This window comes from Pauljensenia sp. OF14-1SRA (assembly GCF_027694595.1).
Classification (GTDB): Bacteria; Actinomycetota; Actinomycetes; order Actinomycetales; family Actinomycetaceae; genus Pauljensenia; species Pauljensenia turicensis_B.
On record NZ_JAQEVQ010000020.1, the window covers coordinates 1 to 16,816 of the forward strand.

At 58.7% G+C, this 16,816-nt stretch carries 14 protein-coding genes; 3 read left to right on the forward strand and 11 right to left on the reverse strand.

Annotated elements, in window-relative coordinates:
- Nucleotides 1-53: 53 nt before the first annotated feature.
- The 3 genes from PG731_RS08510 to dcd all read right to left on the reverse strand — a co-directional run bounded on the left by PG731_RS08510 (nucleotide 54) and on the right by dcd (nucleotide 2,950).
- The gene (locus PG731_RS08510) at nucleotides 54-956 is read right to left on the reverse strand and encodes a hypothetical protein (RefSeq protein ID WP_270773372.1); all 903 of its coding nucleotides are present in this window, start codon (nucleotides 954-956) and stop codon (nucleotides 54-56) included.
- 104 nt (nucleotides 957-1,060) lie between these two features.
- Nucleotides 1,061-2,362, reverse strand: a complete 1,302-nt coding sequence (locus PG731_RS08515) for a PRTRC system protein E (RefSeq protein WP_270773373.1) — start codon at nucleotides 2,360-2,362, stop codon at nucleotides 1,061-1,063.
- A 6-nt stretch (nucleotides 2,363-2,368) separates the two neighbouring features.
- The gene (dcd, locus tag PG731_RS08520; RefSeq protein WP_270773374.1) at nucleotides 2,369-2,950 is read right to left on the reverse strand and encodes a dCTP deaminase; all 582 of its coding nucleotides are present in this window, start codon (nucleotides 2,948-2,950) and stop codon (nucleotides 2,369-2,371) included.
- 45 nt (nucleotides 2,951-2,995) lie between these two features.
- Here dcd and PG731_RS08525 point away from each other — a divergent pair, with 45 nt between their 5' ends.
- Entirely contained in the window at nucleotides 2,996-4,060 is a 1,065-nt protein-coding gene (locus tag PG731_RS08525) for an A/G-specific adenine glycosylase (protein ID WP_270773375.1), read from the forward strand.
- 172 nt (nucleotides 4,061-4,232) lie between these two features.
- Here PG731_RS08525 and PG731_RS08530 read toward each other — a convergent pair whose 3' ends face one another.
- The 4 genes from PG731_RS08530 to PG731_RS08545 all read right to left on the reverse strand — a co-directional run bounded on the left by PG731_RS08530 (nucleotide 4,233) and on the right by PG731_RS08545 (nucleotide 10,209).
- Nucleotides 4,233-5,666, reverse strand: coding sequence for an ABC transporter permease (locus PG731_RS08530; RefSeq protein ID WP_270773376.1), 1,434 nt, complete (start codon nucleotides 5,664-5,666; stop codon nucleotides 4,233-4,235).
- Nucleotides 5,663-6,454, reverse strand: coding sequence for an ABC transporter ATP-binding protein (locus PG731_RS08535; RefSeq protein WP_270773377.1), 792 nt, complete (start codon nucleotides 6,452-6,454; stop codon nucleotides 5,663-5,665). The genes PG731_RS08530 and PG731_RS08535 overlap by 4 nt, the downstream gene beginning before the upstream one ends.
- A gap of 1 nt (nucleotide 6,455) precedes the next feature.
- Nucleotides 6,456-7,520, reverse strand: a complete 1,065-nt coding sequence (locus tag PG731_RS08540) for an efflux RND transporter periplasmic adaptor subunit (protein ID WP_270773378.1) — start codon at nucleotides 7,518-7,520, stop codon at nucleotides 6,456-6,458.
- Nucleotides 7,521-7,746: 226 nt separating this feature from the next.
- A complete protein-coding gene (locus tag PG731_RS08545) occupies nucleotides 7,747-10,209 on the reverse strand; it encodes a (Fe-S)-binding protein (protein ID WP_270773379.1) in 2,463 nt (820 codons plus the stop codon).
- Nucleotides 10,210-10,460: 251 nt separating this feature from the next.
- Here PG731_RS08545 and purF point away from each other — a divergent pair, with 251 nt between their 5' ends.
- Both purF and purM read left to right on the forward strand, forming a co-directional pair.
- Nucleotides 10,461-12,065, forward strand: coding sequence for an amidophosphoribosyltransferase (gene purF, locus PG731_RS08550; protein ID WP_270773385.1), 1,605 nt, complete (start codon nucleotides 10,461-10,463; stop codon nucleotides 12,063-12,065).
- Nucleotides 12,066-12,156: 91 nt separating this feature from the next.
- Nucleotides 12,157-13,350, forward strand: a complete 1,194-nt coding sequence (purM, locus tag PG731_RS08555; RefSeq protein WP_270773380.1) for a phosphoribosylformylglycinamidine cyclo-ligase — start codon at nucleotides 12,157-12,159, stop codon at nucleotides 13,348-13,350.
- A gap of 308 nt (nucleotides 13,351-13,658) precedes the next feature.
- Here the strand turns inward: purM and PG731_RS08560 are convergent, their stop codons facing one another.
- The 4 genes from PG731_RS08560 to PG731_RS08575 form a co-directional block, all read right to left on the reverse strand.
- Entirely contained in the window at nucleotides 13,659-13,925 is a 267-nt protein-coding gene (locus PG731_RS08560) for a DUF3073 domain-containing protein (protein WP_270773381.1), read from the reverse strand.
- 195 nt (nucleotides 13,926-14,120) lie between these two features.
- Nucleotides 14,121-14,429 (reverse strand): DUF3618 domain-containing protein, encoded by a 309-nt coding sequence (locus tag PG731_RS08565; protein ID WP_270773382.1) that lies wholly within the window; start codon nucleotides 14,427-14,429, stop codon nucleotides 14,121-14,123.
- Nucleotides 14,426-14,854 carry a phage holin family protein gene (locus PG731_RS08570; RefSeq protein ID WP_270773383.1) on the reverse strand — a complete coding sequence of 143 codons (429 nt, stop codon included), beginning with the start codon at nucleotides 14,852-14,854 and terminating at the stop codon, nucleotides 14,426-14,428. The genes PG731_RS08565 and PG731_RS08570 overlap by 4 nt, the downstream gene beginning before the upstream one ends.
- A 113-nt stretch (nucleotides 14,855-14,967) precedes the next feature.
- Nucleotides 14,968-16,584 (reverse strand): hypothetical protein, encoded by a 1,617-nt coding sequence (locus tag PG731_RS08575; RefSeq protein WP_270773384.1) that lies wholly within the window; start codon nucleotides 16,582-16,584, stop codon nucleotides 14,968-14,970.
- Nucleotides 16,585-16,816: the final 232 nt, after the last annotated feature.

Sequence of the window (16,816 nt, forward strand, 5' to 3'; positions counted from 1 at the left end):
GGCACGAAACCTACTAAACCGAAACCAACACGTTTTGGCCTATAAGCCATGACTTAGAAGCCGGCGCCTCGCATAACGTTCATCATGGAGCGGACGTGTTCGCGCGTGTCGATGATGGGTGCAACGAAGGCGTTCCATGCGCGGATTGACATGAGGGTGACAGCCGTCGAAATGATCGACGTGATGATCGCGGATGCGAGCGTCGCAGTGCCGGTCAAGACCGCAGTGATGATTACGATCAGGCTGACGGCGCTGGCGACCCATTCCCACCAGTGGGTGATGCCTCGTGTCGTGCTGTTGTTCATGTGGTGCACCGTTGTCGTGAATGAGACGCAGAATGCGACCGCTGAGACGACGAAGGGGAGGGAGCCGGTGGATGCGGAAGCGAAGATTCCGCTGAGCAACCATGAGAGCCAGGTGATGAACACGAATGCGGTTGCTCGCCCGTTTTCTGCGCGTTTACGCAGGTAACTCCAGGTGGCGAATGTGATTGCGATGGCGACGAGCGTTGAAACGAGTCCCGTCGCAATGAGTGCTGACGTGCTTGCCAGCATCGTGTTCAACGGTGCTGTAATTCCTGCGATTGCTGGGATCAGGGAGGTGAACGCCAGGAGCATGTTCAGGATGAGTGCGACGAGGAGAGAAATCCCCAAGACCTGCAGGCTGGGCAGTTGTGTTTCGCTCAGGCGTGCGGTGGGGATTGAGTTGCCGGAGTATTCTCGACCGACGTTTCCTGAGGTGTACGAGGCCGTGCCCGCTTGGGTGCTCGTCGGCTGGGGCGCGGTCTGCTCGTTGGTGCCCGGCGTTGAACGCTGGGTGAAGTGAACGTGGTCGCGCGAATCCAGCGTGGAGTTGCCGTCCGAAGATGCTGATCCTGCGGAGGGGCGGCCAGTGGGGGTGGGATCATCGAAGATGAGTTCGACTTCGCGAGGTTCGGGGCTACCGATGGTGCTCATGGGTATATTCCATCGCACTCGTCTGAATGTTTCCTGAATCTTGGCTGAGCAAGAGCTTGTGTGCGCTGTAGACGAACAAACGGCGCAAGCTGGCCGAGTATGCATTATTCGATTGCGGTATCGTCCACAAGACCGACGAGGAAACCGTCTTCGTCAATCACGGATCCGCCGACGGCGGTGACGATGATTTCTGCGACCTTCTCAATGTCACGCGATGAGCGCATGCGCTCCAAGCGCGCTGTTCGTGACACTCCGGTCGGTGGCTCAAGCATTCCTGCCGGCAACCATTTCAGGTGATATTCGATGATGACGCCCGTTGTCCACGACTCCCAACGCAGAACCTGGGGGGGACGAGGAACCGGCTCTACTTCGATTATCAGATCTGACCGGTTCGCGATCGGGGTGACAAGCGCGTACCCGGCAACAACTTCGGGGGTGGCGCCGACTTCTTTCGCTGCTTTTTCGGCCAGTTCGCGTGCTTTCGCGATCTTTGTCGCGATATCTGTGCGGATCGTTCCGGGTTCCGCAGCGATAGCAGCATTTTTTTGAACCACCTGCTGCGCGGACTGCGGTGCGGGAGTGGCAATCTGACGTGAATCTGTGAGCTGTGGGAAATGAGGCTTTAGCAGGTTCAACAGGTCCTCAGGATCCAGCCAGCGTGGAGTGTATACGGTCAACGAAACCGCTGAATCAGGATCCGGGGCGATCATCTTCCCCGAATCGGCGACGCGAACAGCGCCACCCAGGCGTCGAGCCATCCGCTTCAGTGCGGTCAAAATCCGGTACTCTAGGCCGACGGGAACTCCATCGGGGAAAACGCTTGCCCACTCGTCGAGGACGGCAAGCTGAGGATCCACGGGATTTCTGCGCGACTTTGGGCATTCCAACACCCACACGTTTGTTAGTGAAGCGGGGGTCTTGAGCGTCTTACGTAGAGTTGCGTCAATGCTCCACGGTCCCACCAGTCGTGCCTCGCCAACAAGGTGTAGCTGACCGGCTCCTTCCCAGCGAGCTTCATCCCAAATTGACAGGGCGAGTGCCTCAATTTCTAAAGGATCTACTTCATCGGCCAATAACAGCAGATGATGTTCCAAGGCTGCGGCCTCGTCGATTGAACGCGCGGGAGCGGAAGTCGAAATTGTTGCCGAAATCGGAGCAATCTGCGACGTCTGCGAAACGCCTTCGGCGCCAACGGAGAAGGTCTGCGAAAACTCGGACAGAGAGGTGATGGCATTCAATGACGTTGAGGTGAGCGACGTTGAATCACCAACATAATTTTCGGCCAACGAGGAGCGTGAACGCGAAGATGCGTCGGCCATGCGATCGCGCAAAGAGCGACGCATCGGCGCATCGGGAACACCATTCGTCCCAGTGCCCTCGTTGTTATCCGAAACCTCGCCTGACACGTTCGTTCAGCGCTCGATTCGAGTGCGGTTGAAACGCAGGTGCGTGCGCGAGGGAGTCGGGCCACGCTGACCCTGGTAGTGCGAACCTAAACCGGACGAACCGTAGGGGTGCTCCGCCGGAGATGACAGATCGAAGAAGCAGAGCTGGCCGATCTTCATACCCGGGTAGAGCAGGATCGGCATGGTCGCCGTGTTCGAAAGCTCCAGCGTGACGTGGCCGGAGAACCCGGGGTCAATGAAGCCAGCGGTCGAGTGCGTCAGCAGACCCAAGCGACCAAGCGACGACTTACCTTCAAGACGCGCTGCAATGTCATCACTCAAGGTGACCAGTTCGTAGGTTGCGCCCAGTACGAACTCGCCCGGGTGCAGAACGAACGGCCGATCCGGCCCCACATCAACCTGATGCGTCAGATCCGTCTGATCAGCGGACGGATCAATCACGGCGTAACGGTGGTTGTCGAAAAGACGGAACAACCTGTCCAAACGCACGTCAATACTTGCGGGCTGAATCAGGTCCCGATCAAGCGGGTCCAGCTGAATACGCCCAGAATCAAGGCCGGCATTAATATCGCGATCGCTCAATAGCATGGCCCAATTGTTTCACATTCACGGCGACCGTTTAGGCTGATGGTCATGTCCTCTTCCTCTTCTGGCGCTGTTCGTGGTGAAAGTGCGCCCGCAAGCTCAGCCTCGACCACTCGGCAGGCCAAACGCAACGAGGTGCTGACCGGCCTCGTGAATTGGATGAAGGAAAACAAGCGTGAACTCCCTATGCGCGGCGAGGACGTGACGCCGTGGGGAACTCTGGTCGGCGAAGTGATGAGCCAGCAAACACCCATGCCTCGTGTCCAACCGATTTGGAGCCGGTGGATGCAACTATGGCCGACGCCCGCTGCGCTCGCGGCTGCTCCTGCGTCGCGGGTTCTGGTCGAGTGGGGGAGGCTCGGCTATCCGTCGCGCGCCCTGCGCCTTCGCGAGTGCGCGATCGCCATTAGTGAGCGCCCAGGTGGCCAGGTTCCCGCCGACTTTGAGTCGTTGTGTAGCCTGCCGGGCATTGGCCCGTACACGGCATCTGCGCTGATGTCGTTCCAGTTTCATGAGCGTCGCGCGGTGCTCGATACGAATATTCGACGCGTGATTGCGCGGATTTTCAGCGGGATCGAACGCCCTGCGTCTTCGTCGCCGACTCGCGTCGAGAGGGAGCTCGCCGATTCCCTGCTACCGTCGTCGGGCGCTGAGTGTGCGACGTGGAACCTTGCGCTGATGGAGTTCGGGGCGATCGCGTGCACATCGAAGAATCCTGCGTGTGATACGTGTCCGCTTGTAGCCGAGTGCGCATGGTTCGTTGCCGGGCGTCCAATGGTCGAGGTCAAGAGAAAGTCTCAGGCCTGGGCGGGCACGGACCGTCAGGCGCGCGGGCGAGTCATGCAACTGTTGCGCGACCGGCACGTTTCCGGCGACTCATCAGCTTCTTGTGCCAGTTCCGATTCTCCCGTTGCTTCCGGGGACTCGTCAGCTACCGGCAATGTACCTTCCCCAATCAACGAGGCCGCCCCGACAGTTTCCTACTCTGCGGCGTTAGAAGCGGCGACCTTGCCGGGTAGCGACCCTGACCAGGCTCCCCGTGTGATCGAAGGCTTGCTTGCCGATGGCCTGCTGGTGCGCGTCGGCGAGGATCGCCTGGCTCTTCCGCGCTGATTGTCCCCGCTTGCACACTGCCACGGAGGCAGGTTGTCCCCAGGGGCGAGTTGTGCTCGCTACTGACGGCCCACCGGCTTCGTCGGTGGGCTGGACTAAGAGCAATTGTCTGAGCTTCCGGGGATTATCTGCGCAGTGGTAGCAACTGGTCGGAGGCTAGCCAAGCAGGTTGTCAGTACCGGATCGCGTCGATTGGTTTGACTCTGACGGCAGCGAGCGCAGGGATAATTCCGCAGAGAGCGCCGATTCCCGTGGAGATGGCAATGCCGTCGATGGCTGCGCTCATCGGGAATGGTGGGCGTTCCTGCAGGTAGATGCCCAACAACGTGTCAAGTGGCAGTAGTCGGATCACGATGATGGCAATTCCGACACCGATGACGCCGGCGACGAAGGTAGCGACAACCGACTCCATGAAGACCGCGAAGAAGACTCGTTTAGCGGATGCTCCCATAGCTCGCCGGATGCCGATTTCTCGGATGCGTTGGCGTACGGTGACGATCGCGACGTTCAGTAGCCCGAGTGCACCTAGCAGGATGACGATGCCACCGATGACCATGATGACGGTGCGGATCGTATTCATGCTGGATTGTCCGCCGTCGTAGTATTCACCGCCGTAGACGTCGCCTTTCCAGCCTTTGCCGAGTACGGATGCGAGTGCTTTGGGGAGCAGGTCTCGTGCTTGTTCCGCCTGGTCAGCTGCGGTCCAGACCAGCATTTCAACACCGTTTGATGTGGGGGATTGTCCGCTGAGCGCGGCCGACTGTGATTTGGTGAACTGCCAGGCGGTGTAGTCGATGTAGGCGGTTGGGCTGTCCCATTGCGAGTTGGATTTGATGACTCCGACGACGCGGTATTGGGTGGCGGAAGCATCGTTGGCGTGCAGGACGATAGGGTCTGCAATATTCGCGTGAGCTAGGTATTCCCAGAGCGTGGAGTTGATGACGATGGGGACGACTCGCTGGTTGGCGTCGCCCGCATCGATCCACCTGCCGACGATTGGGGTCAATCGGAATAGCGTGGAGTACGCGGGGTCGATGGCTTTCACGGATGTGGACGTTTCCATCGTTGTGAGGTCCTGCGTCGTGGGGACTCCTCGGTATGAACCGGTTTTTGAGATCTGTTCTATCTCAGTGAAGGTGATATTCCCTGTTTCGAGCCTGGACCAGTAGGGGATTTGCAGGCGTTGAGCGACGGTTGTCATGGCGTCACCCATGGGGTCGTGAATGACGCCGGTGAGCGCGGCGAGCGCGTTGCTTCCGTCGCTGCTCGTTGTGCCTTGGGTTGCTGAGTCGCTGTCGATAGTTGGCATTCCTTCGGCGTTTGTTGTGGTGCCAGTTTCGCTTTCGGTCGACGAGGCCGCGCCTGTCTCACCGGTGTCTGAACTGGTTTCTGATGCGCTGACGTGCAGAGTAATGGATCGGCCTGAGTAGGCTTCCTCCATTTCTTTATTGACCTGAACCAACATGTCGCCAATGGCGATGACTGAGGACATGGCTGCGACGGCCGCTACGACGCCGACGAGGGAGAGGATGACTCGGGTTTTTTGTACTTTGACTTCGCCCCATGCTTCTACGAGGGCGCCGATGATCTGGTTGAGGGTATTCATTCCTGAGTCTCCTCCTCTTCGTTTCGACCACCGGTTGAGGGGGAGGTGACCAGTTGGGTGGGGTCGGCCTCGTCGATTGAAGGACGGGTGGCGGAAAGATCGTGGGAGTCGATTGCATGCAGGGTACCGTCGGCGAGCTGGAAGATTCTCTTTGCGCGCGAGGCGACCGCGAAATCGTGGGTGATGACGATGAGGGCGGCGTTGTTTTCTCTGGCGACGGTTTCAAGGAGTTCCATGACCAGCGCGCCGGTTTCGGGGTCGAGTGCGCCGGTGGGCTCGTCGGCGAGGATGACTCTTGGCTGGTGGACAAGGGCACGTGCGATGGCGATGCGCTGCTGTTCGCCACCAGACATTTGGGAGGGGTAGGAGTCGAGGCGATCGCCGAGCCCCACGCGGTCGAGCATGGAAGCGGCAAGTGTGCGACGCCTCCAAAATGCTTGTCCAGTTGCGTAGAGCAATGGGACTTCAACGTTTTCAACTGCCGTGCGCGCATTGAAAATGTTGAACTGCTGGAACACGAAGCCGAAGGTTGAACCGCGCAGGGCAGAGCGCTTCCCTTCGCCCAGGCGTGTCACGTCAATGTCGTTGATCGTGTACGTTCCGTCAGTTGGCAGATCCAGCAGACCAATGATGTTGAGCATCGTCGATTTGCCGGTGCCGGAGCGCCCCACGATGGAAATGTGGTCGCCGGGATCGACGCTCAGGTCGACGCCACGCAGGATTCTCAGGTCGGACCCGTCGGGTAGTTGAACCGTCCGGGTGACCTGGGCGAGTTCGATCAGGCTCATGTCAGCCCGCCGAGCTTTCAGTGGTGCCCGTCAGGGGAGTGGCTCCATCTACACCGGATTCACTGCCCTGTGTTTTCTCTGAGCTGGCGGTGGGAATGAATTCGAGCACCGAGTCGGATTCCGTCAGGCCTTCCTTGATCTCGACGATTTCGCCGTCAGTCAGACCCAAGGTGACAGGCTTCTTTTCGGGCTTGCCGGCTCCATCAGTGGCGGGAATGTAAACGAATCCGCTTTGGAAACGGCCTTCAACAGCGCTGATGGGGAGCGTGAGGACGTCGGTTGCGGAGCCCGCGACAATGTCCATTTTCAAGCCGAGGCCGGGGAAGACCTTCTGATCTGCTGGGATTGCGCAACGTGCTTGGATACCGCTGCTCTGCTGGTTCTCTCCCTGCTGATTCGTGTTCTTCTGCGTCGCGTCAGGCGTGACGATCTTGAGTCCCGAGCAGGTGAAAGGTGCGGGCCCATTAGTGATGGTCACGGTTGCTTCGGAGGGTGTTTCTTGAATGCGGTACAGCTGGTCGGCGTTCAGAGTTGCCACGGCGGAATAGGTGGAGGGGGCGATGGTTCCCAGCTGGTCGCCGATGCTGAACTCCTGGCCGAGTAGCGCACTGAGATGCAGGGTGCCACTGGCGGGGGCAGTGATGTCCGTGTACGTGTAGATCCTCGTCGGTTGAGTGGGTACCGTGTTCTCCTCGTTGCCGATCGCCGGGGTGCTTTCGTTGGTGATGTCTTTGCGTATCTGCAGGATCATGGCTCCTGCTTCGACGTATGTGCCGTCAGCTACGGCGATGTAGTTGACCTCGCCAGTCCCGGTTGCTTTAACAACGGTGGAGGGATCGTTTTCGATGTTGCCGTTGACCGAGACGGTGTTCGTGATGTCCGCTTTTGTCGGGGTGACCGTCATCTGCTCGTAATTCGCACTCGGATCAAGGACTTGGTCGCTTTGGTCCGCCCCAGTGGAAGGAAAGAATGCGAATTTCACGAGGCTGATCGCGATGATGATCCATACACCTGTCTTAATCAGGGCGATGATCTTTTGAAAACGCGGGGACGTGGAAGAGGACACGAATACTCCTAGACGCTCATCAACGTTGATGGTTCCCAACGGTATCAGTGCCCCGTGTCGTGGGGGAATGAGGACACTGACAAATCAGGGGTGACTCAGGGTTAGTCAGGGTTGTGTGAATTCTGGTTTGAGACTGTCGAAAAATTGCGAGTTTGGGCGCAAAGAAAGGTGAAAATACCCAGTCAAATACAGTCTTGGCTCGGCAGAACGGAAGAGAATAACGACCCTACTGACCGCGCTTCACGGCTTCGAGCAACATGACCGCCACGTCTTTCACCTCGGGCAGGGAAGTGGCTTCCGTCAACGTGGCGCCGTCAGCAGGTGCGCCCTGGCCAGAGGCGGACAAGAAGCCCACCGAGGAACCGGACGCAGACCCCAGCATCTGCGAACAGAACGGGCACGCAGTGGCGACCACGTCAGCGCCTGTTGATGCTGCCTCGACAATGCGAGCATCACTAATGCGGGTGCCTCGTGATTCTTCGAACCAGGCGTGCGCGCCACCGGCACCGCAGCACATGGCACGGTCGCGGTTACGAGGCATCTCAACAACCTCAACACCTGGGATGGAAGCGACCAGTTCGCGCGGTGGCTCGTAAACGCGGTTATGGCGACCCAGGTAGCAGGCATCGTGATAGGTGACGTGCAGGGGACGACCCGCCTGGTCGGTATCAGACGGAGAGCCTGGAGCAACCGGCTTCAGCAGACCATCGCGCACTAGGCGGTTCAGCAACTGGGTATGGTGGATGACGTCGAAGTGACCACCGAGCTCCGGGTACTCGCCAGCAATCGTGTTGAAGCAGTGAGCGCACGAGACAACGATCTTTTGAGCCTTCGCCTCATTCAGAGTCTCAATCGCCTGCGCGGCGAGCATCTGGAAGAGAACCTCATTGCCGGCACGGCGCGCAGCATCACCCGTGCACGACTCACCCGAACCGAGGACAGCGAAGGACACGCCGGCAGTGTGCAATAGCTCTGCCACGGCAGCGCTGGTCTGCTTTGCCTTATCGTCGAAAGCGCCCGCGCAACCTACCCAGAAGAGGTAGTCGACCTCTTCAGCGGTCTCGATATCTTCGCCGATCACGGGCACGTCGAACTCTAGGTTCTTCGCCCAATCCAAACGCTTTCGTGCCGGCTGGTTGTAAGGGTTGGCCTTTGATTCCATGCCACGGAATGCGCGTCCCAGTTCGCGTGGGAACGCGGCTTCCATCAGCACTTGGTGGCGCCGCAGGTCAAGAATGTGGTCGATGTGCTCAATGTCGACGGGGCATTGTTCGACGCAGGCGCCACACATCGTGCAATTCCAGAGGACTTCCTCGCTGATAACGCCGGGAACCAGTGGGCCGGCGACGTCAGTGACGCCCTCAGGGCCGGTTGCCCCGGATGCGGAAAGCATCTGCAGGACATCGAAGGAATGCGGGGAAGGTTCAACGCCCTTATCCAGCATCAGATCGCCGTGCTCGATCACGTCGGCAACAGTGCGGTCACCGGGGACGTTACCGTCAACAAGTTCCTGAGAGACGATCTCTTTATTCGAGGCTGACTCCATGTGGTCGCGCATCGACATGATTACAAGCTTGGGGGAGAGGGGTTTGCCCGTATTCCACGCGGGGCAGAGTTCCTGGCAACGACCACATTCCGTGCAGGCATACAGGTCAAGGCGTGCCTTCCACGACAGGTCGGTGGCACTGCCCGTACCCAGAATCGTGTCCTCGGGAAGGTCTTCGAACTGTTCTTCACTGGTCACCGGCGCGCCGTTGATCAGCATGTGATCGGCGGGACCAAGCGACTTTGTGCCGTCATCGTTGCGACGCGCATACAGGTTGACGATCGCAACGAAACGGTGCCATGCAATGCCCATCGACGTCTGCACGCCGATGACCATCATCCAGAGCATTGACGTCATGATTTTGACGGTCGCAACTACGACGATCGCGTTTGCAAGACCGGTTGAGTCAAGCTCAGCCCTCAAAGCAAGCGTGCCGATCCAGCCGGTTAGCGGGAAGTGAACAATCAGAGGCAACGTCCATTCCTGACCCACATTCTGTTCGGACATCAGGCCGTATTCGAGGCCTCGTAAACCGATGATGCACACGCACACAATCAGAACGACCCACTCGACGAACAGAGCCTGCCATTTCGTCGACCCGAGGAAACGCGATGCCAACCCTTGCGGTGAACCGTCGCGCGGGTGCGGGCAGGACAGTGGCGCGTCGTCACCCGTCAGGGAAGCCGGATCATCATTCGACACGGCTGCCTCAGCGACAGTGCCGTGGCCAGCGTGCTTGCGCACGGTCATCAGGTAGATGATGCCCAGCAGGCCACCCCAGGCGAGGATTTCTGTCAGCCACTCCCACGGCGCAAAATGCCCCAGCAGTGGCAGGGCATACATCTGATCGCGCAACTGCCCATAGCCGGCAACAAGCGTGAGGAACAGCAGAGGGAAAGAGATCATCACCAGCCAGTGAGCGACCTTCACCCACGGGCGATGCTTGAATTCACGGTGAGTCAAAATCGTAGAAATCATCGACCATAGACGCTTGCCCACCGGGCGCAGACGCCCCGGATCAGGCTGGCCCTGGTTGATCTGGCGCCAGATATGTGCGATACCGCGACCGAACGCCAGCAGGGCGAGCAGAGTCACCAGCAGGGAAAACACCCAGCACACAACACTCAGAGCAGAAGATGCCATCGAAATGATCTCCGAACGGATAGGAATCAACTGCTTTCATTGTCGCACCCACTGTCTGCACATGGCGTTGTGGGGTGCAAACGCGCGGTTTCGACTCAATATGCTCCGCTCCTCATTCGCATTTTTCGCGAGCTCACTGTTGCGAAAGATCAGGAGAGGAATGGGATGAGTTCCTCACCTCACCCGGACGCTCGTGGCACGCGCACGTCAATCTGTGAGAAGGTGAAGCCGTGATCGCAGACTCGGTGAACATGGATCAGCCCCTATCCGACCAAGAGATCTTCGAAGACGACCGACCGCACGACCACTGTGGTGTTTTCGGCGTGTGGGCGCCCGGTGAGGACGTTTCGCGACTCACCTACTTCTCGCTATATGCTCTGCAACACCGAGGACAGCAGTCCGCCGGTATCGCAACCTCGAACGGCTCCCAGATTCTGGTCTACAAAGACCAAGGCTTGGTGAACCAGGTGTTCACGGAACAAACCCTTCAAGGTCTGACCGGCCACGTTGCCATCGGACATGTCCGCTACGCGACTACGGGCGCGGATACGTGGCGTAACGCCCAGCCCACGCTCGGCCCCACGCCAAACGGAACGGTCGCTCTCTGCCACAACGGCAACCTGACGAACACGACCGAACTGCGTGAGCTGGCGCAGAAGATCGCCGACGAAGGCGACGACATTGAACGTGGTGCAACCACGGACACAGCCATCGTCACGGCCCTTCTTGGACTGGCAGATCGTATCCCTGGACCCGTGCCGTTTATTCCTCCAGCGCTCGCCCTTGCGTCCCCCATGGACCAGGGCGATTCTGCTTCTTTTGCGCAGTCGTCGACCGTAGAGCCCGGTTCTGCTTCCTCGTTAGGCGAGGCGCCGGCACAGGGGACAACAGAAGGCTATTCGTCTCTCATCGCGGCGGCCCTGAAGGTTCTGCCACGCTTGAAGGGCGCGTTCTCGCTGGTCTTCATGGACGAGAACACGCTCTACGCTGCGCGCGACCCCCACGGATATCGACCGCTAGTACTGGGTCGCCTGTACTCCGGCTGGGTCTTGGCTTCCGAAACCTCCGCCCTTGACCTGTGCGGTGCCACGTTCGTCCGCGAAATTGAACCCGGCGAGCTCGTCGCAATCGACCAAAGCGGTGTTCACTCACGCCACTTCGCGGTTAAACGCTCCAACACCTGCGTCTTTGAATACGTGTACCTTGCCCGCCCTGACACCGTCATTGGTGATCGTCAGATTGTGGCGGCGCGCCGTGAGATGGGTGCGATCCTCGCCGAAGAGTCAGGTGTCGAAGCCGATTTGGTGATCCCCACGCCTGAATCGGGCACTCCGGCCGCCATCGGCTACGCAGAGGCGTCCTGTATTCCCTTCGCCCAGGGTCTCGTGAAGAACGCCTACGTTGGCCGAACTTTCATTCAACCGACTCAGTCGCTACGCCAGTTGGGTATTCGCCTGAAACTCAACCCGTTGCGCGAGGTTATCGAGGGTAAGCGACTGATCGTCATCGACGACTCCATCGTCCGCGGAAATACTCAGCGGGCTCTGGTCCGTATGTTGCGCGAGGCCGGCGCATCCGAAGTACACGTCAGAATTTCATCACCGCCGGTCCAGTGGCCATGCTTCTTCGGCATCGACTTCCCGACCCGCGCGGAACTGATCGCTTCGGCGATGAACATTGACGAGGTCCGCGCTTCTATTGGCGCCGATTCGCTGGCTTACCTGTCGATGCCCGGCATGGTTCGCGCGACCCGCCAGGGAACCAGCCTTTGTCTTGGTTGCTTCACCGGCGACTACCCCGAAACAATCCCTGCAGGCACACCTATCCCCGGCACTCCAGGGGCTATCAGTTGCTAACCGGATACGGCCTCGTGACCACACGTGCCGGATATGCACTCACGATCCTCAACCGACCACCCCACCACCGCACCTCACCAAGGGAGCTTCGATGAGCGAGAACACCCCCCTCGACTACGCGTCAGCCGGCGTCGATACCGCGGCAGGAGACCGCGCTGTCGAACTTATGAAGGAAGCCGTGTCACGTACGCACGATGCGACCGTCCTTGGTGCAACCGGTGGATTCGCGGGCATGGTTGATGCTTCGGCGTTGCTTGGTATGAAGAAGCCGTTGCTCGCCACCTCCACGGACGGCGTCGGTACGAAGATTGCTATCGCGCAGGCCATGGACATTCACGACACCATCGGCCAGGACCTGGTTGGCATGGTCGTTGACGATATCGTCGTGATCGGCGCACGCCCCGTGCTGATGACCGACTACATCGCGTGCGGACACGTTGTCCCCGAACGTATCGCAGCGATCGTCACCGGCATTGCTCGCGCTTGCGAAGCAACCGGAACCCCGCTGATCGGTGGTGAAACCGCGGAACATCCCGGCGTCATGGAACCCGACGATTACGACATCGCTGGCGCAGCAACCGGCGTTGTTGACGCTGACATGTTGCTTGGGCCAGAACGCGTTGCTGACGGCGACGTGGTGATCGCTATGGCATCATCCGGCCTGCACTCCAACGGATACTCGCTGGTGCGTTCCGTTGTCGCGCGAACCGGGCTCGCACTGGATGCCCACGTTGAAGAATTCGGTCGCACGCTCGGCGAAGAACTCCTAGAACCCACGCGCCTGTACACCACGTTGTGCCTTGATCTGATTGGTCAGTTCGGCGTTGGAACGCTGGGTGAAGCTGGCGCTTCTTCTTCGGCGGGGTCTTTGGCGGGTGCTGGCCTGACCGGCATTCACGCCCTGTCCCACGTGACCGGTGGCGGACTGGGAGCAAACCTTTCCCGTGTCCTCCCCAAGGGATCAATTGCGGACGTCGATCGCGGATCCTGGGTTGTCCCGCCGGTCTTCGATTGGGTGCGCCGTGGCGGATCCGTCAGCTGGGAAGGCATGGAAGATTCGCTCAACCTAGGCGTTGGCATGGTCGGTGTTGTTGGCGCTGAAAGTGCAGACGCTGTCATGGCTGCGACTAAGGCTACTGGCATTGATGCATGGGTTCTCGGCACCGTTCGTTCCGAAAAGAATGCTGATGACGGATCTGGCATGACTGATGCTCGCATCATCTCTGGAACAAAGGGCGTGAACGCGGGAGCTGTTCGCCTGCACGGCCAGTACCGAATCGCTTGAGAAACTTCGTCGGAAGGTGATCGGAAGGCCAGAAGGTCCCACTTCATCGAAGGGCATTAGCCCTAATCGAAAGCTCACAAGCCCCTTATCGGAAAGTCTCGCATCAACCCATACAGCCTCCCATCAACCTATACAAAGAGGGCCGAAGCCCCACCCGGGGTTTCGGCCCTCTTCTATTTACATGTGAAATGGGTACACGAAGACCAGCGTATGAGCTAGTCATCAACAAACCTCTTCAGTCAGCGTCGGTAATGCACCGCAGTGGCACTACGGTGCGCCGTGAGTTCAACGGAACGCACGAGGGTGCGTCACTTGGACGGGTTGATCCAGAAGTCCTCGTCGAGCTCGGGAGATTCCTCCACATTATCGGCGTCGGCAAAATCCGCGTACTTGGAGTAGAGGTCGTCTTCTTCGTCCTGCTTGTCCTCTGCGTCCTCGTAGTCGTACTCGTCGTAATGAGAGTGCTCAGAGGAAGCGAGTTCGCGCTGCAAAGCGTCGAGATCGGTATCAGGACTGAAATACTTCAGCTTGCGTGCGACTTTCGTCTGCTTGGCCTTTTGACGGCCGCGCCCCATGGCGTCGACCCCCTCCGCGTTGTTCGGGTCCGCGCGAGGCGGTGCCCTGGTTAATGAAAATGTGTCGTGGGAACATCATAGCGTTATTCGGGCGCAATGCTCACATGCGTCCATACCCGCGGGCGCGCTTGGTTCCCCAACGGTGCCGACAAAAAGCCGGTTTTTCAACGAAATAATCGAATAAGAATCTGAAAATCAGTGCTTCTTACGAATGATGTTGAGAACGATCAGACCGACAACCGTGGCCGCTCCGGCCGCCGCGATACCGACCTTCTTCAGGGCCTCGGGTTCGCCGTCCTTGGCATCCTGAATGGTGATCTGAGCCTGATTCTGGAAGTTGGCGAACTTTGCCTTCGCGGTTTCCTTCGTCTGATCCATGATGTACGACGGCTGAACACGAGCGAAGAGCTCATCGACGGTGGCCGTCATTTCGGCGCGCGTAGTCGCCAAGTCGGCGAGAATCTGAGCTTCGGTGCGCTCGCTGGTTTCCTTGATGTCGCTCACTTGCCCAGGCCTTTCTTCAACGCGTTGATGTCACGGGTGATGTGTTCCTTCGGATCCGGCTTGTCTGCCTGTGACTTCTTCAAGAACGAGGCGCCAACAAGCGCCGAAATCAGCACGATCAGGAGCAGAATGCCGGTGGTGATGAGCGAGGCGGCCCACGCGGGAAGAGCGATTGCGATAGCGACCTCGACGGTGTGGAACACCCATCCGAGTAAGTAGAACGCAAAAACGGCTGCAACCGCAAGCAGGACGCCACCGACGCCGATCCTCTTCACAAAGTTCTTAGCTTTGAGCTTGTTCAGCTCGATTTCGCCGTTGATCAGCGTCGTAATCTGCGAGGACAGGGTCGCAAACAGTTCCCCCATCGATGCGGGGCGAGCTTTTGCTGCCGTGGGTTCCTCGATCGGTTCGAGCGGAGTTGTCATCGGTGACGCTCGCTTCCTGAGTTCGTTTCTTGCGGTAGGTTCCGCGCTTTACCCCAGTTTCTCACGTTCTGCGCGCCCTTGCAGTCGTATGTGGTGAGTGCGCAGGTCGGAGCCTATTCCGGGATCACCGAACCGGGGAGCTCGTCCAATATCTTGCGCGCTTTGTCAATGACTTCCGCCTGTTGGGGCGTGGGTGCGTTATGTCCCGTTCCGTTCGATGGATACGAGGCCTGGCCAGCATGTGAATGTGTGGCTTCGGCAAGAGCTTCTCGGCCGTTCGGCGATGCGAGCAAACGAATCGCTTGAGTGATCGGATCGGGTTCTTCATCGCGGTGGGGCAGATCGACCGGATGCGTCGAGTCGGCATCTTCGCCTGCTACCGGAGCGTCGTCTTCCTCCGGCGCATGCTCGCTTTCGTTGAGGTGTACAGACGCATCGGTATCCGTTGAATCATCTTCAGGAGTACCCTCCAGATCGCCGGCTTCTTCAGCGTGCGAAGGAGTCCGAACAACCTCGCTGGTGAAAGGCGTCAGCCTCGTGAAACCGGGGTATCGCGGTTCCGCAACGGGCTCGTCAGAATCGGTGGCATCTTGGTCATCTGTTTCCTCCTCGAACTCCAGTTCTTCCGAATCGGGAAGTTCATCAGAAACAGTATTCGAATCCTCAGGCTCAACGTCTTCGCTCAGCTCCGCAGAATCATCGCTCGTCTCCGTCTTAACCTCTTCGGTGGCGTGTGCCGTCAAAGGCCTCCACTGAATCGCAATCTGCACATCATGGTCACTATCAGCTAGCGGTTCGCCGTCTTGGGCCTGCGATGAAGAATCCTGATCCAGAGCGGAAGCCCCGGCCTCGTCCCCAGAATCTGAAACGGGCAGAGAAGACGAAACTGACGGAGAAGCTGACGTGGCCGAAACTGAAGTCGCAGGTAGAGCCGAAGGAATTGGACCCAAGTACGTTGCGGGGTTGTCAATATCCTCGCTCTGTGCCTGCTCAATCGCCTGAAGCGTCGGGTGAATAAGGTCCGCGCTCAATACCGAGTTGGCCAGCAGTACAGCACGTTTGCACGAGGCCGCGACCTGCGCATCAGCCGTCGCACAGATGACGGTTGCATCGAACTGCGTGAGGCGGGCCAATAAGTCGAGTGCCTCACGCCTTTGCGGAGCCGGAAGGAACGTCGGGTCATCCGCCAGAATGATGTCGCCACCAGCGATAACAGCCTGCGCTAGAAGAAGGGCATACAGGTCAATTTTCTTCAACGAAGACGTTGGTGTATCCAACAGATCCTTCAATCCCAGAATCTGAGTAATCGAATGGAACGTCGACGACTGCGCACTCACCCCGGTCAGAGCAAGAGGAGCCACAAGGTTCTGGCGGACTGTCAACGACAGGTTCAACGGTGAAGACGCGGTAATCAGAGCAACCGAGGCGCTACGACCATGACGATTCGCGTGTCGGCTTCGCACAAAAACGGCTCCAGAATCAGGCTCAGAAAACGATGCAATCACATCAAAAAGAGCCCGCGCACGCTTAGCCGTCGGATCATAAATCGCGGTCAGTGAAGCCGAACGGAACCCCAAAGAAACACCGTTGAGCAGGCGAATCCCCTGATCAGACTTCGCCGTCACGTCACGCAAGAAAACGGTCACAGTTTCGCCTGGCCCTGGCGCATGATGAGACTGAGCGCTCTTGAACCAAGGTTTGCGACCGTGTACGTCGATGTCCTTTGTCATATCAGCATTGTCTCAGATTGAGGTACGTTGCCGTGCGTCTGTTGGATCAGCATGACCCCTATAGTGGGAGGCGCGTACGAGCCCGAAGGCGCGAATAGCCCTCATTTCCTGCGATGCATGAAGGAAACGCAACCAGTGACCTCGTGAATATGAAAACGGGAGCGGGGCTCGGGATAAATAAAAACCGGGTTAAACGACAAAATGTGTGTGTGAATCTCTCGATTTATGGGCC